The organism is Massilia sp. P2_C2, from assembly GCF_056404615.1.
In genome coordinates this window covers 60,083-85,784 of record NZ_JBFUDR010000001.1, presented here as the reverse complement: position 1 = coordinate 85,784, position 25,702 = coordinate 60,083, and the positions used below count along the sequence as shown (strand labels likewise).

At 71.0% G+C, this 25,702-nt stretch carries 1 protein-coding gene (only partly in view); it reads left to right on the top strand.

The window, feature by feature from the left end:
* On the top strand, positions 1-25,702 hold the 3' portion of the coding sequence (locus AC1DYX_RS00305; RefSeq protein ID WP_477255108.1) for a tandem-95 repeat protein. Its footprint begins 16,970 nt before the window's first position; the window shows 25,702 of its 42,672 coding nt (coding positions 16,971-42,672); its start codon lies off the left edge, out of view; the stop codon is at positions 25,700-25,702.

Sequence of the window (25,702 nt, the reverse complement as noted above, 5' to 3'; positions counted from 1 at the left end):
GTACCTGGTCGTGCAGACCGACGTGCTCGGCCACATGAGCGACGTCACCCGCGCCAACAACGCGAAGGCCGTGAGCTCGGTCGTGACGGATGCGCCGGCCGACCTGCGCGTGACCAGCGTGCGCGGTCCGGCTACCGAGATCGCCTCGGGCGAGCCGACCACGATCACCTATACCGTCACCAACGACGGCGCGGCGGTGTGGAACAACACGAAGAGCTGGATCGACAACATCTACTTCAGCTCCGACCCGACCTTCATCCCGGGCCGCGCGACCCTGCTGGCCAGCGTCGTGCACGACAACGCCGCCGGCCTCGGCGCGGGGCAGAGCTACACCACGACGGCCAACGTCGCGCCGCCGCCGGGCACGGAAGGGCCGTACTACATCTACGTCATCGCCAACAACGACCCGAACTACCGCTACGACCCGATGTACTACCGCGTGGCCGACCAGGCGCTGGGCGGCGGCACCAACGCGGCTACCGCAGACCGCTTCCGTTCCGTCGCCTACGAAGGCACCCGGACCGCCAACAACGTCGGCCAAGGCGTGATCGACGTGGTGTACAAGGAACCGGCGCTGCACGTCGACACGATCACCGTGTCCGACCCGCACCCGGTCGCCGGCGAAACCGTCACCATCACCTGGACCGTGCAGAACACGGGCAACCGCGCCACCCGCGTGAACGGCTGGTACGACGGCGTGTTCCTGTCGCACGGCACGTCCATCGCGGCGGGCGATTATCCGCTGGTGTCGGACGGCAGCCAGATCGAGCGCCTGATGCGCGTACGCGCCACCACGCTCACGGGCACGGACGGCAAGCCGCGCTACCTGCAGCCGGGCGAGAGTTATACGAACACGGCGACCGTGACGTTGCCGACCTCGATCAGCGGCGACTTCAACCTGATCGTCAAGGCCAGCACCGACATCGGCAAGAACTACGACAACCCGACGCCGAGCGACATCCGCACGGGCCTGGACACCGTGTCCCAGTTCGACCGCACCGGCGCCGGCGGCGTCCCGATGTACAAGAACGCGGGCAAGAACGTGTCGTGGATCGCGCTGCCGGTGTCGGCCGCCGTGCCCCCGAACCTGCGCGTGGCCCAGGTCACCGCGCCGGCYACGGTCACCGCCGGCCAGGACCTGCACGTGCAGTACACGATCGCCAACCGCGGCGGCGCCACGCCGCCGGACCAGTCCAGCTGGACCGATCTCGTCTACCTGTCGCGCGACCGTAACCTCGACCTGGCGCGCGACACGCTGCTCGGTTATGCCACCCACGGTGGCGGCCTGGGGGCGGACGGCACCTATAGCCAGGACCTGACGTTCAAGGCGCCGCCCCAGTTGTCCGGCACGTATTACGTGTTCGTCGTCACCAACCCGGCCAATGCCAGGGGTGCGAACCAGGCGGCCGTGATCGAGCTGCCGCAGGACCAGGCCCAGAACATGGCCGCGTCCCTGAGCCCGACGCTGATCTCGGCGCCACCGCCCGTCAACCTGCAGGTGACGACGGCGAACGTGCCGACCGTCGCCAAGGTGGGCGACAGCATCACCATCGGCTACACGGTGCACAACGATTCGGCCAATGCCGCCGGCGGCAGCTGGACGGACGCCGTCTATCTCACGCGCGGCACCACCTGGACCACGGGCGCGATCCTGCTCGGCCGTGTCGACCACAACGGCGGCGTGGCCGCCGGGGGCGACTACACCGGCTCGCTGACGGCCAGCCTGCCCGCGATGATGGACGGCGACTGGCACGTCGTCGTGCGTCCGGACGTGTACGACCTCGTCGAGCAGGGCCGCAACCCGCTGCAGGCTGCGGCGGCCGGCAACGCGATCCACGTCACGGTGCCGGAACTCGTCGTCGGCATGCCGGCGGCGGCCACGCTGTCGTCCGGCCAGTCGCTGTTGTACAAGGTGACGGTGGCCGCCGGCCAGACCCTGCGCGTGCTGCTCGATTCGAGCGCCGCATCGGGCGCCAACGAAGTGTATGTCCGCTACGGCGACATCCCGAGCGGCTTCAATTACGACGCCGCCTACACCGACGCCGTGGCGGCCGACCAGACGGCCCTCGTTCCGTCCACGAAGGCCGGCACCTATTACGTGCTGGTGCACTCGGCCCAGACCGCGGCCAACACGCCGGTGACGGTGCGCGCCGACCTGGTGCCGCTGTCGATCACCAAGGTCACGCCGAGCGAAGGCGGGACAGGCGACGCCGACCATCCGTTCGTCACGATGGATATCTACGGAGCCGGCTTCAACGCCGGCGCCCTGGTCAAGCTGTCGCGCCCCGGCGTGTTCGAGATCCAGCCGCAAAGCTGGCAAGTGCTCGACGCGACCCACATCCGCGCCATCTTCAACCTGTCCGGCGTGCCGCATGGCCTGTACGACGTCAAGGTGATCAACCAGGACGGCAGCAGCGTCACGCAGGCCTACCAGTACCTGGTCGAGCAGCAGATCGAGCCGGATGTCACGGTCGGCATCGGCGGCCCGGAAAACCTTGAGCCGGGCGAGCAGGGCACCTATACCGTGTCGCTGCACAGCCTGACCAACGTCGACACGCCTTACGTGCGCTTCGACGTCGGCGCGACCAACCTGGGCAACAGTTCCCAGCTGCTGTCGGCGCTCGGCATCCCGTACGTGACGTTCAGCGCGAATGTGGGCGGCCAGCCGCCGGGCGCCGTGCTGGACGCCAGCGGCAACAGCCAGGCCTACGGTTCCACGCCGACCAACGCAGCGTCGTTGCCGTCCATTCCGTGGTCGGGCCTCGACGGCGCGCAAGACATCCGCGGCTTCAACCTGGCGCCGGGCTATGCGTTCGACCTGGCCGGCGCCGGCACGATCGACCGTACCTTCAGCCTGCAGACCTATCCGGCCTTGAAAGCCTGGCTGGCCCAGGACTTCCCGGCGCTGCGCCAGGCGTTGTACGCGCTGCATCCGGATTGGGCGGCCAGCGGCAAGCTGGATCGCGGCCCGTCCGACCTGGACTCGATCCAGCCGGGCCTGATGTCCAAGTTCTACACGATCGACGACGACACGGGCATGAACATCGACGGCGACGAGCTGCTGTCACTGTCGTTCCGCTTCAACGTGTTCGCCAGTGCCACGTCGCTCACGCGCACGCAGTTCATCGCCGAGCAGACCGCGTATGCCGACCAGCTGCGCACGGCGATCCTGGCCGATGCGGCGGCGCCGCAGTCGCTGCAAGTGCTGGCTGCGAACCGCACCCAATGGGAACAGGGCTGGCTGGCCGCGCTGGAAGAGGGCGGCATGCTGCTGCCGGCCGGCGACGCGCCGCCCGTGCTGCGCGACCCGCTCGTCATGAGCCTGAACGCGATGCTGGCGTCGGGCATTCTGCTCAACAAGGACCAGCAGGCCTACACGACGCAGGCCGGCATCCTCGGCTTCTTCAGCCAGGTCCAGAAGTGGTACGGCGACACGGCCGCCTTCACCGGTGACCCGCAGGCCGCCGTCGCGCCCACCTGGTACATCGAAGAGCGCCACACCGACAAGTACGAAGCCACCAGCCCGGTGGCCTTCGCGCCCGACGCGACGGACTACGTCGACCCGAACGCGCCCGCGTCCAGCACGCACTTCCTGGACCTGAACCTGTTCGTGGGTGGCCAGTCTCAGCTGGAATACTTCCGCAAGATCGGCCTGCTGGACGGCGATTTCCGCCCGGTCGGCCCGAACGCGCTCAACCTGCTGCAATACATCCAGCAGGCGACCAGCGCGCAGGACGCCGGCGCGGAAGTCAGCGTGCGCGGTCCGCGCGCGCAGCCGAACCCGGACGGCGCCAGCTTCGTGCCGGCGGGCCAGGCCTTGCCGTTCACGGTCTCGTTCACCAACCCCACGGCCACGCCGCAGGGCCAGATCCGCATCGTCACCCAGCTCGACCCCAACCTGTCGACGTCGTCCGTGCGCCTGGGCGATCTGAAGGTCGGCAACCTGACCCTGCACGTCCCGGCCGACCGCGCCGCGTTCCAGGGCGATTTCGACTACACCGCCAGCGCCGGCTTTATCCTGCGCGTCTCCGGCGGCGTCGACCAGGACACGCGCACCGTGTCGTGGCTGCTGCAGGCGATCGACCCGAACACGGGGGCCGTGCTGTCCGGCGCCACCCGCGGCCTGCTGGACGGCGTCGCCGGTTCCGGCGCCGCTGCGGGCTTCGTCTCGTACACGGTCGCCGCGGCCGATGCGGCGCCGACCGGCGCCGTGCTGACCGCCAGCGCCACCATCGCCTTCGGCAATGCGCCGCCGCTGTCCAGCCAAGCGATCAGCTACACGCTGGACGCGGGCGCGCCGCAAACGACGCTCACGGCCAGTGCCAGCGGCACGGACGCTGCCGGTGCCCCGACCTACCTCGTGCAATGGCACGCGACCGATGACGCCAGCGGCGTCAGGTACGTCACCGTGTACGTCGCGGAAGACGGCGGCAACTTCAGCATCTGGCGCAGCCAGGTGGCGGGAGCGGGCGGCCAGGCCACGTTCACGGGCCGCGCCGGCCACAGCTACCAGTTCCTCGCCGCGGCCACGGACTATGCCGGCAACCGCGAGGCCGCCGCGATCCTCAACGCCGTGCTGCCGGACGACGGCAGCGCGCAGCAGGTCGCGACGAGCCTGGGCGGCACCCAGGTCGTGACCACCTCGACGCAGACGCCGGACGCGCCGCAGGACCGCACCTATGCGTCCAACGATCTGTTCCAGCAGGCCGGCGCCGCCTTGCCGGGCCAGGTGTCGGGCACCCGCGTGGCCGACCTGCGCGGCGTCCTCGCGCCGTTCTCGCTGCAGAGCTTCGCGAGCGGCTTCGGCGCCAGCCAGGCCGACATCGGCGCGATGGCGCTGCTGGAACTGGCCGACGGTACCGTGCTCGCGAGCGCGGGCCACGACCGCAATCAAGTCTTCGCGTATCCGAAGAACGGCGGCCAGTCCACCGTGCCGCGCTTCGTGCTCGACGCGCCCGTGCTGGTGATGGCCCAGGATGCGCTCGGCCAGCTGTGGATCGCGACCGGCGCCGAGCTGCTGCAGGTCGACCCGCAATCGGGCGCCGTGCTGCGTACCGTCGCCGGACCGGGCGGCGCGCCGCTCACCGGTGCGCTCGCCATCGATCCGGACAGTGGCCTGATCTATATTTCGTCGGGTTCCGGCATCGAGATTTTCGACGCCCACACCCAAAATCCGTCCAGCGCCTGGACCCATTTCTCGAACGCGCACGTGACCGGCATGGCGTTTGGTCCGGACGGCCGCCTGTGGGCCGTCGCGTCGACCGGCGCCACCATCAACGGCGCGCTGCCGAATGCAACCACGGACATCCTGAGCTTCCCGATGACGGGCGCCAAGGCGGGGCAGGCGCAGCGCGAATACCGCCTGGCGGGCGTGGTGGACAGCATCGCCTTCGGCCGCGCCGGCACCCCGCTGGCCGGGCTGCTGTTCGCATCCGGCGCGCTGCCGCAGCGCGCGGTCGCCCAGGGGGACCAGTCCGTCCCGCATCAGGGCGTCGTGACCATGATCGAGCTGGCCTCGCGCCGCACCCTGCAGCTGGCCTCGAACGGCACCCGCGGCGAGGGCCTCGCCGCCACCGCCGACGGCCGCCTGCTGGTCGCCGAGACGGGCAGCATCGACCAGATCTCCCCGCTGCAACCGCCGCACGTCAGCGCGGCGTCGATCCCGAACGGCGCCCTGGTGGCGCTGCCGCTGAACAGCGTGTCGGTGCAGTTCGACCAGGACATGTGGCTGGGCCGCAGCGGCGACGACGCCTTCGATCCGGCCAGCGTACTCAATGCCGACAACTACGAGCTGGTGTCGACGTCGACCGGCAGCGTGCTTTCCCTGCACCCGCGCGGCGTGACGTGGAACGCGGCCACGCGCACGGCCGTCCTCGCGCTGCCGCAGCTGCCGACCGGCGGCTGGCAGCTGCGCGTGGCGACCAGCATCCGCAGCGCCTTCGAGGCGCCGCTGGCCGCGGGCTATGTCACCGGCTTCTCGACGGTGCTGAACTATTCGGACCGGGTCAAGCTGACGTTCTCGAACACCCGTGCCAACCACGTCACGGGCGCGGTGAGCTACGACGTGAGTATCACCAACACCGGTTCGATGGACATCCGGGGGCCGCTCACACTGCTGCTCGATCCGGGCCAGTACTTCGGCGGCAGCGTCGCCGGCGGCACCAACACGGGCGGCAGCCTGTGGACCATCGACCTGACGGCGGTCCTGGCCTCCACCGGCGGCAAGCTGCAAGTGGGCGCGACGCTGGCCGGCCAGACCGTCACCGTCGGGCCGTCGACCGGCCTGACGGCCGCCCTCGGCACGGCGCAGCTGGCGAAGTTCGACATGAGCCATGGCGTGTATGCCGTGGCCTATGAAAGCACGCCGCCTGCGATCGCGGTCGTGGACGACAACGGCCACGGCGCCGCCGACGCGAGCGATGCGCTCACGCCCGGCACCGTCGTGCATGCCGACGGCAGCAAGACCGTCACCACGACGGACGCCGCCGGCACGGTCACGAGCCGCAGCTACGCGGCCGACGGCAGCGTGGTGGCGGACAGCTGGCAGCGCGCCGACGGCTCGCGTGGCAGCGACACCTTCGCCGCCGACGGTTCCTCCACCACCCGCACGATCAACGCGGACGGCTCGCAGCACGCGACCACCCGCGACCTCCTGGGCAACGGCACCTTCGCCGACACCGGCGCCGGCGGCCGCGCGGGTGCCCACGGCACCATCCGTGTGAACGGCGACGGCACGGTGACCACGACGACGATCCAGGTCGACGGCACCTCCGCCGTACGTACCGCGGACGCCCACGGCGCGGGCAGCTTCGTCAACTACGACGCCGCCGGCGTCCAGGTCGCGAGCGGCACCATGGCGCGCACGGCGGCCGGCCTCGTCACCACATCGCATGCGACGAGCGGCGAGTCGAGCGTGGAGACCGACGACGGCGCGGGCAACGGCACGACCCTGCAATACGATACGCAGGGCCGCCTGCTGCGCCGCCTGTGGCGCGCGGCCGACGGCAGCTACGGCAACGACAGCTATGGCGCCGACGGCGCCGGCAGCGGCGTCGCCTTCTACGCTGACGGCTCGTCCAGCACCTCGGCCGACGACGGCCACGGCCGCGTCGTGCGCCAGGAATACGGCGCCGACGGCACGACCGGCGGCCAGACCGTCGTGCTGACCACCGTGCACGCCGACGGCGGCCGCACGGTGGCCGAGGACGACGGCCAAGGCAACACGACCTCGCGCGAGTACGACGCGGAGGGACGCGTCACCGCGTCCGGCTGGCATCGCGCGGACGGCAGCGCGGGCAGCGACAGCTACGCGGCGGACGGCGCCAGCGCCGGCACCCGGCGCGCGGCCGACGGCAGCTCGACCAGCTACACGGACGACGGCCGCGGCTCGCGCGTGGACACCGAGTACGATGCCCGCGGCACCGYGCTGGCCCAGCGCAGCGTGCAGTCCACCGTGAACGCGGACGGCACGGGCACCGTCGTCCGTTCGGACGGCAAGGGCAACGCCACCACCACCCGCTACGACGCCCAGGCGCGCGCCACCGGCGACAGCTGGACGGCGGCCGACGGCAGCAGCGGCACCGACACGTTCTATGCCGACGGTGCACGCGACGGCGGCAAACTGCTTGCCGACCGCACCCGCAGCAGCTGGCACGACGATGGCCGGGGCACGGTGATTACGTTGTATTTCGACGCGAACGGTACCCAGACGGGCCGCACGGTCGCGGTCACCACGACGCTGGCCGACGGCACCAGGCGCACCCTGACGGACAACGGCCAGGGCCGCGTCACGACCACGCGCCTGTCGCTCGCCGGCCGCAAGCTGGACGAAATCTGGACCGACGCCGCAGGGACCCGCGGCGGCGCCGTCTTCAACACCGACGGCAGCACCCGCAGCTACACGCTGGATGCGACCGGCGCCAAGCAGTTCGTCGACACCGACGCGGCGGGCGTGCGCGTGGCCAGCGGCAGCATCACCGTCAACGCCGACCGCACGGTCACCACGCTCACGCGCTTCGCCGACGGCAGCTCCACGCTGCAGACGCTGGACCCGGCCGGCAACGGCACCGTCAGCTTCGTGAACGCGGCCGGCGCGTCCGCCGCAGTGGGCACGATCCGCGTGGCGGCAAGCGGCGCGACGACGACGACCATCCGCAACACGGACAGCAGCTACAGCGTGAAGGTCGACGACGGCACCGGCAACGTCACGACGCGCCAGTTCAGCGCCGGCAGCGTGCTGACAAGCGCGATCTGGCAGGCCGCCGACGGCAGCTCGGGCGCGACGTCGTATGCGCCGGACGGCTCCAGCGCCGGCACGGCGCGCGCAGCCGACGGCACCGGCAGCCGGTTCACGGACAATGGCCGCGGCACCATCGTGACAATGCAGTACCGCGCCGACGGCACGCTCACCGGCACCGTCACCGCAGTCAGCACCACCGGCGCCGACGGCACCCGCGCGGTCCGCGTGACGGACACGCAGGGCAACGACACCACCGTGCGCTACGACGCGCACGGCATCAAGACGGGCACCACCTGGACCAGGGCCGACGGCAGCCATGGCACCGACAGCTACAGCGGCACCGGCGCCCGCTCCGGCGAGGCCCATTACGCCGACGGCTCGCGCAGCACCGTCACCGACGACAACGAAGGCAACGTGCAGACCGTGCGCTACGACGCGCAAGGCCAGCGCACGTCGGACGAATGGCGCCATGCCGACGGCAGCTCCGGGACCAACGTCTACCAGGCGGACGGCGGCTGGGTCGCGATGCAGAACGACGGCTACGGCAACGTGTCGTTGACCCGCTACGCGGCGGGCGGCGCCCGCCTGGGTGCGCGCTGGCTGCGCGAGGACGGCAGCTCCGGCGCCGACGAGTACGATGCCGGCGGCGGCGCCTACGGCTTCTCGGTGGCGGGCAGCGGCGGCGTGCGTGCCTATGCGCGCGACGCGGCCGGCGTTGGCGCCACGACGCTCTACGACGTGCACGGCGCCCGCGCCGGCACCGTGCAGAACCGCGTTACGACCCATGACAACGGCAGCACGACGACGGTCACCGACGACGGCGTCGGCAACGTCGATTCCGTCGATACGGATGCCAACGGCACCCGCACGTCGGGTACCTGGCAGCATGCCGACGGTACCAGCGGCCACGTGACCTGGTTCGCCGACGGCACCCGCGAAACACGCACCGCGTACGCCGACGGCAGCAGCAGCCGCGCCACCGACGACGGCCACGGCAACACCACGCTGACCCGCTTCGACGCGCATGGCGTGCGGTTGTCGACCAGCTGGCGTCGCGCCAACGGCCACACGGGCGAGGATACCTTTGGCGCCGACGGCGCGCTCATTGCGTCGACCAGCCGCATCGACACCACCGGCCTCACGCATCTGAGCACGGCCGGCACGGTGCCGCTGTCCGCCGCCACCCTGGGCGAGGCCTGGTCCGTGACGCTCGAGGGCGACTCGGACAACGACAGCCAGTTCTTCTGGCAGCTGGTGCAGGCGCCGGCCGGCGTCACGCTCGTGCCGGAAGCCGGCGTGACCACGAGCGCGGCCGGCTACAGCGGCCGCGCGGCGCTGCACTGGACCCCGGGCGCCGCCAGCCTGGCCGACAACGACATCGTCGTGCGCCTGCAGGACGGGCGCGGCGGCGTGACGCTGGTGCACTATGGTGTGCACGTGCAGGGCGCGGACAACCCGCCGCGCATCGCGGCCGTGCAGGACATCCACGCAACCGAAGGCGACACGATCGTGGTGCCGGTGGCCGTACTCGACGCCGACGGCGATCCGCTGACCGTCACCGTGCGCAACCTGCCGCCGGGCGCCAGCTACGACGCGGCCCAGCGCCGTATCGTCTGGACGCCGGGCTACGACCAGGCCGGCACCTACGCCAACGTGACGATCGTCGCCACGGACGGCACCGTCACCGTGTCCACCGCCTTCACCATCACGGTGGCGCAGGGCTATCCGGCACCGGTGTTCGCGCCGCTGCCGGCCCAGACGGTGCGCGAAGGCACGCAGTTCGCATTGCAGCTCGCGAGCAGCCTGCCGGGCGGCCTGTCGCGCGCGGACGGCAGCGCCACGACGCTGCGCTACACCGCGACCACCTTGCCGGCGGGCGCCTATCTCGACCCGGCCACCGGCTGGTTCACGTGGACGCCGCCGTACAACGCGGCCGGGGTGATGACCATCCCGGTCACGCTGTCCGCCACCTACGTGCCGGTCAGCGGCGACCCGGTCGTCACACGCGTGACCCGCAACATCGTGCTGAACGTGCTGTCGCAGCCGGTGGCTCCGCAATTCCCGCCGGCGCAGACCGTGTACGGCCTGGAAGGCGTGCCGCTCGACCTGTCCGTGTTCGCGTTCGACCCCGCCAACCCCGACTTCATCCCTTCCATGCGCATGCAGGCGGGCGGTCAGCTGGGCGGCGGCCAGGGCACGTCCCAGGTCGACTACGAGATCGTCGGCAGCCTGCCCCCGGGCGCGCAGTTCGACCGCGACACCTTGCAGATCCTGTGGACGCCGGGCTACAGCCAGGCCGGCAACTACAGCATCACCGTGCGCGCCACCCGCAGCGCGGACGGCGTGCCGATGACCAGCACGACCACGATCCCGATCGTGATCGACGACGTCGCGCGCGCGCCGCTGCTCGCCGCGCCGGCGCCGGCCAGCCTGGCCGAACGGGCCACGCTGGACATCCCTTTGGCCGCGTCGAGCCCGGACGGCCACACCGTCACGTTCACCGTCAGCGGCCTGCCCGCGTTCGCCACGCTCGCCCAGCAGGCCGGCCCGAACGCGACCGGCACGCTGCACTTCGCACCAGGCCTGCATGCGCGCGGCGACTACACCATCACCGTGACGGCCGTCGACGACGGCGGCGGCGACCCCGCGCTGGTCCGCAGCAGCAGCGCGACCTTCGTGCTCTCGGTGACCAGCTTCACGGAAGCGCCGGAACTCGACCTGCCGCGCGAAGTCGTGGCGGTGCCGGGCCAGCTGCTCCGCCTGCCGATCACGGCGCGCGACCTGGACCAGGACGCGTTGACGTTCGCCGCCCAGGGCCTGCCGGCCGGGGCGCGCATCGTCACCGACGGCGTCTACGGCCACGCCTGGCTCGAATGGACGCCGCCGGCCGGCACCGCGCCGGGCGTGTACGACGTCAGCGTGAGCGTGACGGACAGCGGCCTGCCGCCGCAGAACACGCCGCTGCCGGTCGACTACGTGCCGGTCCCGAACGTGGCCGCACGCGACCTGCGCATCGTCCTCAAGGCCGCCAACGGCGTGCCGGAAATCGTGCAGGCGCAGGCCAACGGCCAGCCGCTCGCGGCCGCGGCGACGGTCGACGTGGCCGGCGCCGAGGGCCAGCCGCTGGCACTGGCGTTGCAGGCGCGCGACGCCGACGGCGACTACCTGCACTGGGCCGTGGACGGCCTGCCGYCTGGCATGACGATGACGTCGTCGGGCGGCGCCAACGGCCAGGCCGGGCTGGCGCTCGCCTGGACCCCGGGCACGTTCGCGTCGAACGCGGGTTCGGTTGGCCAGCCGGCCGGCGTGTACGTGGTCACGGCCAGGGCCCGCGACGGCATGGCCGAAGTGGTGCAGACGATCCGCATCACGGTCGCCCACGTGGACCGCGCCCCGCTGATTCAGCCGCTGCCGCTGCAGCTGGTGAACGAGGGGAACACCCTCGGCTTCTCGCTGCTCTCGAGCGACGCGGACGGTGATCCGCTGCGCCTGTCGCTGATCGCGGACGACACCACCCCGGCCGGCGTGCACTTCGACCCGGCCACCGGCTACTTCGAGTGGACCCCGCCGTCCGACACGGTGACTGCGATGGGAGCGACCGACAAGGTCTTCAGCTTCCGCTTCGCCGTCAGCGATGGCCAGCTGACGACCACGCAGACGGTGCGTGTAAAAGTGCTGCACGTGGACCGCCCGCCGGTGGTTCAGTCCTCCAGCCATGCGCTGCAGGTGGGCCAGACATTCACGCTGCCGGTCGTGCGCGGCGCGCAGACCGGCGGCGGCATCGCCGCGCGCGACCTGGACGGCGCCGGCCAGACGGCCGCGCTGGCACTCGCATTCGACAACCTGCCGCCGGGCGCCGTGTACGACGCGGCCGCGGGCGCGCTGCGTTGGACGCCGGGTCCGGGCCAGGTGGGCGACTACCTGGTCACCGTGCGCGCCACCGGCGTGTTCGGCAGCACCACGAGCTCCACCTTCATGCTGCGCGTGGTCGCCGATCCTGCCGCCAACGCGCCGCGGATTGCCGTCGACGCCACGCCGTCCATGGCCGTGCTGCCCGGGCAGGCCGTGCTCACGTCCGTGCGCGCCCTGACGTTCGGGCAGCTGTCCGGTCTCACCGTCGAGGTGCAGGGCGCGGCGATCGGCGCGTCCGGCTGGACCCCGGTCCAGCTCAACGGCGCCGGCCAGGTGCGCCTGACCCCGGTGGCGCCGGGCATCGTCACCGTGCGCGTGACGGCCCGCGATGCCGACGGCTTCAGCGCCACCCGCACCGCGACCATCCTGGTGCGCGATCCAGCGGCCAACGCCACGCCGCAGCTGTCCTGGGCGGGCGCGCTGCAGGGTTTGTGGGGTGCCGACGGCAGCGCACTGGCGCCTGTCACCATCGACCACGCCGTGACGCTGCAAGGCCGCATCGCCGACGCCCAGCTGATGGGCTGGCAGCTGCAGATCGCGCCGGCCGGCACGAGCAACTGGACCACGCTGGCCGCCGAACAGGACGCGGCCCAGGCGATGTCGGGCCTGCGCGACCTCGGCACGCTGGACCCGGCGCGCTTTGCCAACGGCGTGTATCAACTGCGCCTGACGGCGCACAACCTGCGTGGCGGCACGAGTGAGATCGACAGCCGCGTCGTGATCGATTCGACCGCGAAGCAGCTGACGACGAGCGTGGCCAGCGACGGCGCATTCGTCCTGGCCGGCCACACCCTCGCGCTGGGCCGCACGTTCCCGGGCGCGGGCGATCTGGGCAACTGGAGCCTGCCGCTGCTGGCGAGCAGTGCGACCAGCGACCAGCCGGACACGGACGCGAACGGCGCCGCCGTCGCATGGCGCACGGGGGCGCGCGTGTGGCTGCAGGTGCCGGCCGCGCTGGCAACGACGAGCGCGCCGGCCTACCTGGCGTTCACGCTCGGCGCCAATGCGGAATCGCTCGGCGCCACGCCGGGTGCGCCGCGCGTGCTGCATCCGCAATTCGGTACCCAGGATGGGTGGATGCTGCAGGCTGTGAACCTGGATGCGGCCGGCAATCCGCTGGCCAGCCCGGTCGCGCTACAGCAGCAGGGCTCGAGCCTGTACGACGAAGTCACGGGCCTGCCGTGGCGCCCGCAGGGCTATCTGCTCACGGGTCCGGACGGGGCGTCGTACGTCCTGGACGCCGGCGGCCGCATCACGGCCGTGCGCTTCGCCGACGGCGCCCAATGGCTCGTCAGCGATGCCGGCGTGGCCGCCGTGGGCGGCGGCCGCGTCGACTTCCTGCGCGACGCGAGCGGCCGTATCGTGGCCGTGACCGGCCCGCAGGCCGACGGCGGCAGCGCGAGCGTCGTGTACCAGTACGACGCCGCCGGCCGCCTGGTGCTGGCACGTCCGCTGAACGCGGCGGCCGGCGCGGGTACGCCGTACGGCTATGACGCGGCGGGCGGCCTGATCGCCGGCGCCGACGTCAACCTCGGCGAAGCGGCCGCCTGGACGGCCGCGGGGCAGGGCGGCAGCTGGAGCGGCACGCTGCAGGCGGGCACGCCGGCCAGCTTCGCTTTGCAGGTACGCGACAGCGAACTGGCGGCCACCACGCGCATCCCGGGTGCCGGCGGCGCCGTGCTGCTGGCCGTGCGCACCCGCGGCGCCGGCCTGCAGCTGGACGCAGCCGGTGCCACGGTGATCGGCAGCGCCACCAGCGGCGACGCCACCGTGACCCTGCTGCGCGTGGATGCGGCGGGTCTCAAACGTCTCACGTTGCGCGGCATGGGCGCGGCCAGCCTGACGGTGGCCGTGGCGGGCGACCTGAATGCCGACGGCCGCATCGACGGCACCGACGCGGCGGCGTTCGACGCCGCGCTGCGCCAGGGCGACCTGGCGGCGGATCTGGACGGCGACGGCCGCGTGGCCGACAGCGACCGCCAGATCCTGTATGCGAACTATGGCTGGCGCGCGAACTTCGCGCCGCAGGCCGTGCCGCACGCCGGCCCGGTCCTGCTGACGCACACGGGTCTCACGGGCTCGGTGAGCCTGGATGCGCTGGCGCGCGACAACGAAGGCGACCGCATCACCTGGCGTGTGCTGGGTGCGACCGGCGGCCAGGCCGCCATCGCGCCGGACGGCCGCTCGCTGGTGTTCACGCCGGCGCCGGGCTTCGCCGGCACCGCCCATGTCACGCTCGTGGCCGACGACGGTTATGCCGTCGGCGCGCCGCTGGACGTGGCCGTGCAGGTGTCGGACGCGCGCTTGAGCGCGCTGCACGTCGAACGCCTGGCGGCGCTCGGCACCGGCGCCGCGGCGCGCCTGCGGATCACCGGCGACTTCGCCGACCAGCAGGGCGTCGAACTGGACGCGGGTTATGTGACCGTCGTGTCGAGCGATCCGGACGTGGTGGCGGTGGGCGCGGACAACCTGCTGCGCGCCGTCGGCGCCGGCACCGCGCTGCTGCAGGTTTCGTCGCACGGCCTGTCAGCCTGGAATGCCGTCACGGCCGGTCCGGCCGCGACGGCACCGGGCGGCAGCGTGGAGTTCGACCTGTATCCGAAAGCGATCGGCCTCGCGGCCGACGGCGGCCAGCGCCAGCTCGACGTGCACACCAACAGCGGCACCGACATCGGCGCGGCCGCCACCGGCACGCGTTACTTCATCAGCGACCCGAGCGTCGCGACCATCACGGCCGACGGCCTCGTGATCGGCAAACAGGCCGGCAGCGCGACCATCACGGTTGTCAACGGCGGCCTGCAGCGCACCGTCGAGGTGGTGGTGCGCGCGGCCGTCGCCGGCCCGACCGTCGCCTCGGCGACCCAGGGCGGCGTGACGCGCGATGTGGACGGCAACACCCTGATGGTGGCGCCGGGTGCGCTCAAGGGCGACACCACGATCGCCGTGCGTTCGCTCGACCTGAACCGCCTGGACATCCCGCTGCCTGCCGCCGGCCTGTTGAACACGCTCGGTGGCGTCGCCGTCAGCCTGTCCGGCCAGCAGAGCAGCCTGCCGCTGCAGCTGGCGGTGAAGGTCAACGGTTCGCTCGCCGCCGGCACCCAGGTCATGTTCTGGCGCGAAGGCACCATCAAGGATGCCGACGGCGTCGTCCACAAGACCTGGTGGCTGCTGGACAATGGCCTGATCGGCGAGGATGGGCTGGCGCACACCGCCAGCACGCCGTACACCGGCATCACGGCGGGCGGCAACATCCTCGTCACCGGCAGCGCCAAGGTGGACAACCGCACCGGCGCCACCGAGATCCGCGGCGGCATCATCGACTTCAACGCGATCTGGTCGCAGATGATGTACTGCGCCATGGCGCCGACGCCGATGATGGCGGTGGCCGCGATGGGCATCTTCGCCTCCATGAGCAACGTGGTGGGTGTGCGCTATTCGCTGCAGGGCTCTTACCAGCTGGCGATTCCGCCGGCCGCGCTGCAGCCGAATGCGACGGTCTCCGTGCCGGTGCCGCCGACTGCGTCGCCGCTGGTGCCGACCGTGACCAGTCTGAGTTACGACGCCGGCTCGCGCGAGCTGACCGTCAGCGGCGTGAACTTCGTGCCGGCCGGACAGCCCGCGGGCGCGACAAAGCTGCGCGTGTGGCTGGTGCCGCTGGGCGACCAGCTGGCCAAGCCCATGGCCGTCGGCACGGCGCCCGACCGCGGTCTCGTGTGGCAGCCGTTCACGCCGACGGTGGCGGGCGACGGCACGCTCAAGATCACGCTGCCGGCCGGTGTCGCGCTGTCCCAGCACCTCGTGTATGTGGAGCGGGTCGGCATGGGCGCCGATCCGAACGGCGGCGCGGGTCAGGACGAGGACGTGACCGTGCGCGGTCCGGGCACGGACATCGTGCCGCTGACGCTGGACCAGGCGCGCATGCAATTCGAGCTGGCCAAGCAGTTGTGGATCGACGACGGCGTCGACCCGTCCCGCTTTGACGGCGTCGAGCTGGCGATCGGCACCCTGCCGGGTAACCGCGCGGCCGACACCTCCGGCAAGACCATCACCCTGAGCGCCGACGCGGCCGGGTGGGGCTGGCTGGTCGACCAGGACCCGCAAGCCCTGAACGGCTGGGACTCGACGGCGCTGCCGGAAGTGTTCCAGGCTGCCGCGGGCAGCGCCGGCGACGGCAAGCTGGACCTGCTGACCGTGATGCTGCACGAACTGGGCCACGTGCTGAACCTGCAGGACAACCAGGATCCGGGCAGCGTGATGGACGGCGCCCTCGATCCGGGCGTGCGCCGCCTGCCGCTGCTGGACGGCGTTCCGGACATCGACACCGGCACGCCGGACCTCCCTGCCGACGAGATGGAAACGGGCGAGGTGATCGGCGGCGACCCGGTCGGCCTGTCGTTCAGCCAGCCGCCGACCGACGTGCTGGTGACGACGGCGCACCGCATCGACGTGTTCGCGGCCACCGCCAGCGGACCGGCGCTGGCCAAGCAGATCACGACCGACGACAAGGGCCGGCCGCTGGACATGATGGGCGGCCCGGACCACCAGATCGCCTACAACGAGGAAGGCAGCCTCGCGTTCATCGCGGGCCGCAACGGCCGGATCTACGTGCTCGATACGACCACGCGCGACGTCGTGTGGACGATCGAGGTGGCCAACTCGACGACCAGCATCAACAGCCTGGCCGTGAACAACGGCTGGCTGTACGTCACCGAGGGCAACCACTACGGCGCCACCGGCGGGCGCCTGCTGCGCATCGACTGCGACAGCACGAGCCCGAACTTCCTGAAGCGCCAGCAGGTCGTCAATCTGCCGACGGGCAGCGCGCCGTACGGCTACCTCGGCATGGCGGTCAACAGCGGCCGCTACCTGGCCGTGGCCGCGCCGCAGACGTCGCTGCCGCTGAATAACACCCCGCAGGCGGCGCGCGGCAACGTCTACATCGTCGATACCTACGGCATCGACGGTGACGGGACGGTGGCCGCGGGCGACGTCGTGACGGTCGACCTGTCCGGCTACACCGCCGCCAACGGCGGCAAGGGACCGCAATACCTGACCGACGGCGGCGCGCCGGGCCGTTTCCTGCTCAGTAACGCCAAGGACTACGACCGCGGCGTGGCGGCGGTCACGTTCGACTTCGACCAGAGCAACGGCCTGCTGGCCGGTACGACCCACGTGTCGCAGCCGCTGCTCACGCCGGGCACCAACTACAACTGGCTGCAGGCGCACGACCAGCAGAACATCCAGCGCGCCGCCGGCGCCGTGGTGTTGAATTACCAGGGCGAGACCTATGCGCTGGTGGCCGACTACAACTTCCTGTTCGACGACGCGCATTTCAACGAGTGGGACAACTTCGGCCTCGGCAAGCAGATCGGCGGCAAGATCGGCGTGATCAAGGATCCGTTCGGCGTCCACGGCGCCCCGGTGTACATGGGCGCGACCACGCCGATCCCGGGTGTGGCGCTGGACAAGATGGCGCTGGGCGCCGACGGCAATATCTACGTCAACGGCTTCGTCGAGGACGAGTCGGGCCATTACGGCTACAGCGACATCATGTACCAGTCGCTGTTCGTGTGGAACGCGGGCGCGCTGGTGCAGGCCGCGATCAATGCCGACGGCCGTCCGCTGACGACGCCGATCGACCGCACCAGCCCGATGAGCCCCGTGCAGCTGGTGGCGCCGCTGCGCTTCGACAGCGACGGCTCGAACGGCGGCGCGCAGCCGAACTTCGGCTGGATCTACGGCATCGCGTCGTACATGCCGCCGTCCTACCTGGCCGAGATCCCGCTGCAGAACGTGCCTTACCTGGCCGACCTGATGCCTGGCGTGGCGAAGCAGGCGCCGGCCCCGGCACCGAGCGGCGCGCCGGCGGCACCGGCCGTGCCGGAGAAGGACAGGAGCAACGGCACCGTCAACACGGGCCTGATCCGCCTTGGCGCCGAATTGAGCTATCTGTGGAACGGCCTGTCGGCGTCCACGCGCTCGCTGTTCGGCTACGACAACACGGCGCAGCGCGACGCGATGGTCGACGCGCGCCACGTGCTCGACACGGTCGACTACAACATCGGCGGCTCGCACGGTGCTGCCCGCGTGTTCGCCGACGTGGCGAAAGGCCTGGACGGCCTGGTGATGGGCATCACCGAGATTCCGATGCAGGTGGCCGACACCGCATTCGTGGCGGCCGGTTTCGCCAAGGGCGTCATCACGGGCAATCCGCCCGACCTGCAGGCGATGAGTCAGCTGGGGCAGGCGGTGAACGCCGGCGCGTCCGGCGAGGAAGTGGCGGGGATGATCGCGCGCCAGGTGCTGTACGTGAACCCGTGGATCGGCGCCGGTGCGATGGCGGTGGACGTGGCGCAGCCGCTCATCAAAGGCGATTATGCGGCTGCGTTCGACCAGGGCATCCAGTCGCTGGCCATGCTCGCGGCGCCGTCGACCGGCGGCAAGGTGTCGCGCACGCTCACGCGCGAGTTGCAGACGCGGGTGAAGAGCCTGGCCATGCGCGAGCAGCGCCTCACTCAAGGCCGGTTCGAACAATCGACCGGCGATGCGATGGTCAACGGGTACAAGCGCACGCTGACGGAAGTCGACAGCACCCTGTCGCCGGACGCCTTCTCGGATGCGGCGCCGCAGATCAAGCTCGACCCGAACACGCAGTGTTTCGTGGCAGGCACGCTGGTCGTCACGCAGGAAGGACCGAAACCGATCGAGGCGATCGAGGTCGGCGACCTGGTGGCGGCGCGCGCGGTGGGCGGGACGGAAAACAGCTGGCGCCGCGTGCTGCAGCTGTTCCGCGACGCCGACCGCGTGATCTACCGGATCACCGTGCGCACCGCCGACGGCCGCAGCGAGACCATCGGCACCACCCGCGAGCACCCGTTCTTCATCGACGGCCAGTGGTGGCGCGGCGCGGCCGACCTGCGCGTGGGCGACCGCATCGCGCTGGTCGACGGCGGCGTGGCCGAAGTGACCGCGACGGCGATCGATGCGGCGCATGCGGACGTGTACAACTTCGAGGTGGCGGACGTCCACAACTACTTCGTCGGTACGTTCGGCGTGTGGGTGCACAACAAGTGCATCTTCGCCACCATCGCGGACGCGGTGAAGCGCGACGTCAAGCTGACCGAACTGGCGCCGGGCGACCGGATTTCTCTGCTCGACGGTCCGTTGGATGTCGAATGGACGTCCGAGCTCTATCAGAGCAAGGGCCAGTTGCGCAATGAAGTCGGCCGCTATGGCGAAAAGATCGCCAAAGCGGCGTTGAAGAAAGCGACCGGCATCGAGTTCGAAACCCTGCAAAATTCCCGGAATCAGGGTATCGACCTGATCGGCTTCGATAAAGGCCCGCCGCCGACCGTGTTCGTGGTCGAGGTCAAGACGGCCGGCGAGTCCCCGACGGTACAAAATCTGAGCCCCGAGGTGTTCAACACGAAGATTGAGAAGTGGTTGCGCGACGGGAGCAACGGTGAGATTTCGAGGATCCCGATGGACGAGGGGCAGATGGCGCGCTTTCAGAAATACAGTGACCTGATCGATAAAAGCGGTGGCAATGCGGCCGTCCGGCCCTTGCTGTTTCAGATTAAGATGCCGATTCCTGAGAAGATCGGGCCGACCGCGCCGGCGAATGACGGCCGTGCGGCTGGCCCGATCACGATCGTGCTGACCAACAAGCAGCTGCCGCTGCCCACCACGACGATGCCGCTGCGCGTGGCGACCACCGGTCCGGGCGCCGCCGCGCTGACGATGGGTGAGCTGAACGCGGCACTGGGCGCGGCCGAGGGCTACTGGTTCGCCGCCGGCGTGCCGCAGGATGCCTTCGCCAATGTCCGCTTCGCGATCGACACGCTGCCGCAGGGGATGGCCGGGGCGACCACGGGCAACACCGTGCTGCTGTCGTCCGACGCGGCCGGGTGGGGCTGGCAGACGGATACCGGCCCGGCCTCCGGCGCCTGGTATCTGCCGACCAGCACTCCGAACGTGTCGGTGGCCGCGGACGGCAGCCCGGCCGCCGGCAGGATCGACCTGCTGACGGTGCTGGTCCACGAACTGGGCCACGTGCTCGGCCTGGCGGACGACAACAGTCCATTCGACGTGGAAGCCGGCCTGCTGGCGCCGGGCACGCGCCGCATTCCTGGCGCGGCCGATATCGCGGCGCTCGGTACGGCCCCGGCCCCGGCCTCCGTCGTCGTCATCCCCGGCTCGGCGAGCGGTGCGGCCATCGACCTGGCGGCCGTCGCCGCCGGGGTGCAGTACGAGATGGTGATCGCCCCGACCCTGACGGACGGCGGATTCGACGCCGGCCTGGATGCCTGGACGGCCGCCGGCAACGTGAGCGTCGACCCGGGCCACGGCGCGGTGCTGACGAACGACCGCGCCGCCGACGCCCAGCTGTCCCAAGTGTTCGAACTGCACGACGGCGACCGCTATCTCGCCTTCACCGTCGACACGCACGGCCTGCGGACGAACTACGGCAGTGCGCCGCCGGACGCCTTCGAGGTCGCGCTGGACGACGCCGGCACCGGCGCCGCGCTGGCCGGCACCGATGGCCTGACGCGTTCCGACGCGCTGCTCAACATCCAGTCGGACGGCACCGAGCGCATGGCCTCGGCCGTGACCCGCATGGCGCATGCCGACGGTACGGTCACCTATTACGTCGACCTGCAAGCCGCGCTGGCCGGCCGTTCGGCGGCGGCGGTACCGGCGGCGCTGTCGTTCGACCTGATCGGCTTCGGCGGTTCGCACAGCCAGGTGCAGCTCTCCAACGTGCAGCTGGTACGCGATCCGCTGGCGTTCGACGACAGCGTCGTCACCAACGAAGAACAGAGCGTGGGGGTGGCGCCGCTGGCCAACGACCTGGCCGGCGCCGGCACTCCGGTACTGGAAGTGGTGGACGGTCCGACCCACGGTCACCTGGCCACCAACGCGGACGGCACCCTGACCTATGTGCCGGACGCGCTGTACCGCGGAGCCGACAGCTTCAGTTACCGCTACAGCGTCGACGGCCGCACCTCCAACGTGGCCACGGTCGCGTTGACGATGCTGCCGGTGAACCACGTGCCGATCGGCACCGACAGCACCGGCCAGGTCACGGCCGGCCAGCCGCTGGTGCTGGACCTGGCCGCGACGGCGACCGACGTCGATGGCGACCATCTCGTGGCCGTGATCGACACGCCGCCGGCCCACGGCACCCTGACTGCCAATGCGGACGGGACCTGGACCTATGTGGCGGACGAGTGGTACGCGGGCGACGACACGATCGTCTACCATGTCAGCGACGGCAGCGCGGACTCCGCCCCGATCGCGTTCCGCGTGGCGGTGGCGGCGGCCCATCATGCGCCGGTGGCGCAGGACGGCACGGTGCAGGTGCAGGAAAACGGCAGCATCGTGCTCGATTTCGGCACCTACGGCTACGACGCCGACGGCAACCCGATGCACGCCATCGTCACCACGCCGCCGCTGCACGGCACGCTCACCGCGTGCGCCGACGGCAGCTGGCTGTACGTCCCGGACAGGAATTATTACGGGACCGACAGCGTGCACTTCCACCTCGACGACGGCTATCTGCCGTCCGACGAAGCGACGCTCACGATCGAGATCGCGAAAGTGGAGATCGCGCCGACGCTGCAGAACGCCGCGTACACGCTGGACGAAAATACCGGCGTGCGCATCGACCCGCTGGCCGGGGCCTACAGCGCCAATCACGATCCGCTGACCGCGGTGCTGGTGACGCCGCCGGCCCACGGCCGCATCGACGTGAACGCGGACGACAGCTGGACTTACGTGCCGGATGCCTACTTCCACGGCACCGACAGCATCACCTGGCAGGTGACGGATGGCGTCGCGGCATCCGACGTGGCCACCATCGCGCTGACGGTGGCGAAGGTGGAGATCGCACCGACCCTGGCCGACAGCAGCGCCGCGCTGGACGAGAATGCGAGCATCGTGCTCGATCCGCTGGCCACCGCCGCGGACCTGAACCACGATCCGCTCACGGCTGCCATCGCGGCGCAGCCCGCGCACGGCACGCTGGCGGTGAACGCGGATGGTACCTGGACTTACACGCCGGCCGCGTATTTCTACGGGACGGACAGCTTCACCTACCGCGTCAGCGACGGCGTGGAATCGTCCGGCGTGGCCACGGTCACGCTTACCGTGAACAAGGTGGAGATCCCGCCGGCGCTGGCCGACCGCACCGTGACACTGGACGAAAACGGCAACGTGGTGCTGGATCCGCTGGCCGCGGCCACGAATCCGAACCACGACCCGCTTACCGCGCTGCTGGTCACGCCGCCGGCCCACGGCAGCCTGACCTTCAATGCGGACGGCAGCTGGAGCTACGTGCCGGCGCCGTACTTCTTCGGCGCCGATACCTTCAGCTACCGCGTGACGGACGGTGTCGCCGCGTCGAACCTGGCGACGGTGACGCTCGCCGTCGGCAAGGTCGAGATCGCGCCGGTGCTGGGCGATGCGGCTTACGCGCTCGACGAGGACGGCAGCCTGCGCCTCGATCCGCTGGCGGCCGGCTACAGTGCCAACCGCGATCCGCTGGTGGCGCAGCTGGCCTCCGGTCCGGCGCACGGCACACTGGTCGTCGAGGCCGACGGCAAGTGGACGTACCGTCCGGCCGTCGGATTCTCGGGCACCGACAGCTTCACGTACCGGGTCAGCGACGGCGTGGCCGCCTCGAACCTGGCCACCGTGACGCTGACCGTGCGCCACGTGAATCACCTGCCGACGCTGGCCGACAGCAGCTACTCGCTGTTCGAGAACGCCAGCCAGGCAATGGACCTGCTGGCGGCTGCGCAGGATCGCGACGGCGATGCGCTGTCCGTCGTCATCGACACCGCCCCCGCGCACGGCAGCGTGACGCGCGGCGCCGACGGCCGCTGGACGTACGTGCCGGCGACCGGCTTCAGCGGCGCCGACCAGTTCACCTACCAGGTGAGCGACGGCACCGGCCTGTCGAACGTGGCGACGGTACGCCTGTCCGTCGTCGCGCTGAACCACGCGCCGACGGCTGCCGGCTCGTTGGCGAGCGGCAGCGAGGACACCGCGCTGGTGCTGCGCTGGTCCGACTTCGGCGCGGCCGATGCGGACGGCGACGCGCTGACCGTTACGCTGGCGGCGCTGCCGGCCGACGGCACGCTGCAGCGCCGGCAGGCCGACGGCAGCTGGCGCACGGTGGCGGCGGGCGAGACGTTCGTCCGTGCCGACATCGACGCCGGCGCGCTGCGCTTCGTCCCGGCGGCCAACGCCTCCGGCGGCGCGGGCTACACGCTCGACGGCTACGGCGACCAGCATCGCCACTATGCGCGCCTGGCGTTCACGGTGAGCGACGGCCGCCTGCAGAGTGCCGCCGCCGCGATCCAGATCGACATCGCGGCCGTGGTCGACGCACCCAGCCTGCAGCTGCTGGGCAGCAGCGTGACCCGGCGCGTGTTCAACACGGGCTGGGAGGCCGCCGCGAACGTCGACTCGCAATCGACGCTGGTGGGTGGTTCGACCTTCGACGGGTGGACGCTGGTCACGACGGGCAACCGTCTGTACGGCGGCCAGAACGGCTTCGAGGTCTGGCACGACGGCGACCAGATGGCCGACGTCTGGGGCACGCCGCGCACCGTGCATGCGGCGGCGGGCGACGGCAGCAACTGGCTCGAACTGAACGATGCCGGCGGCAGCCAGTTCCAGACCCTGGGCATCAGCCGCGACGTCGAGACCGACAAGGGCGCCGTCTACAACCTGAGCTTCGACCTGGCGGGACGCCTCGGTTACAGCGCCAACGTGACGCGCATCGCGGTGTACGTGGACGGCAAGGAAGTCGCCGCCTACGCGCCGACGAGCGGCACCACGGCGCTGAACTGGCAGCATGCGAACATCAGCTTCACCGGCAGCGGCGGGCGCCAGAACATCCAGATCGTCGCGGAGGCGCCATGTCCGGATCCGGACGGCCGCGGCACGATGCTCGACAACGTGACGCTGGCCGAGACGGTCCAGCTCAACCACGGCGTGCAGGGCGGCACCGTGGCGTTACAGGGAATCGATGCCGCGCTGGCCGATGTCGACGGCTCGGAAAGCTTGCGCCTGACCCTGGCGGGCCTGCCGGCGGGCAGCGTGCTGTCCGACGGTGTGCACAGCACCGTGGTGGCCGAAGGGGTTGCGGTTGACCTGACCGGCTGGAATACCTACGCCCTGGCGTGGACGCCGCCGGCGACGTTCAGCGGCACCCTTGCGCTGCAGGTGACGGCGACGGCGACCGAGCGGGCCAACGGCAGCGCAGCCAGCGTGACCCGTGCGCTCGCGGTGCAGGTCGATGCCGTGGCCCAGCCGCCGCAGTTGGTGCTGACCCCGCCCGCCGCGGCGGTCAGCCGGCGGGTGGTCGACACCGACTGGGATCTCGGCTGCTACGACTGGAGCGGCAGCAATGCCAACTACGTGACCACGTGCGAGCTGGAGGGCTGGCACCTGACTGCCGCGACAAGCGGGAGGATCCAGGCGTTCCCGATCTGGCAGGACGGCGATCTGATGACCAATGCCCAGGGCCGCAAGACCGCTGTGCAGGGACCGGTGGCGGGCAGCAGCGGCGACGACTGGCTCGGTCTCACGAACGGCGTGGGCGGTTATTACCAGGCCAACGGCATCACGCGCGGCCTGCAGACCGCGGACGGCGCGGCCTATACGTTCGACTTCAATTACGCGGGGGTGCTCGGCCTGGCCGCCGCGAACACGAAGGTCGGCGTGTACCTGGACGGCCAGCTGATCGGCACCTATGCCAACACCAGCAGCAACACGGCGCTGGCGTGGCAGCACCTGTCCTTCAGCTTCCGCGGGGACGGCAAGGCGCACAACCTGTCGATCCAGCTTGCGGGCGGATCGGCCAGCGTGGCGGCCGGCGCGATGCTGCAGGGCCTGCAGCTCGTGGAAACACTGCCGCAGAGTGCGGGCACCGTGTACGGCTTCGCCGGCCGGCCGATCGCGCTGCCGGGCATCGCGGCCAGCGAAGCCGAGGGCGACCCCGGCAGCCTGGGCGTTCGGGTCGCGGGCATCCCGGCGGGCGCCGTGCTGTCCGACGGTACGCGCCGCGTCACCGCCTCGTATGGTGCGACGACGGTCGACGTCGGCGGCTGGAACCTGGCGCGCCTGACCATCACCTTGCCGGACGGCTGTGGCGACGGCGACGACACCGTGACCCTGACGGTGCGCGCCACCAGCACGGACGCGGCGACCGGTACCAGCGCGACGACCGAACGCAACGTGGTGGTGCGCACGTTGTCCGGTGCGGCCTGCGCGAATCCGGTCGGGGTCAACCCGTACGTGGACCTGGCCGGCAGTGCGGCCGTGACCACGACGGCGACGGTCGCACCGACGTTCGYCGYGAGCGGCCTGGTGACGGCGACGGGCAGCTACGCGTTCGGCGTGCCCTCGGCGCTGCTGGCACCGAGCCTGCATGCGAATCCGGCGGACAGCGGCGCGACGATGGAAGCATGGCTGCAAAGCCTGGGCGCCGCGCTCGACAAATCCTTCCTCAAGGAGATGGAGCAGGCACTGGGCAAATGA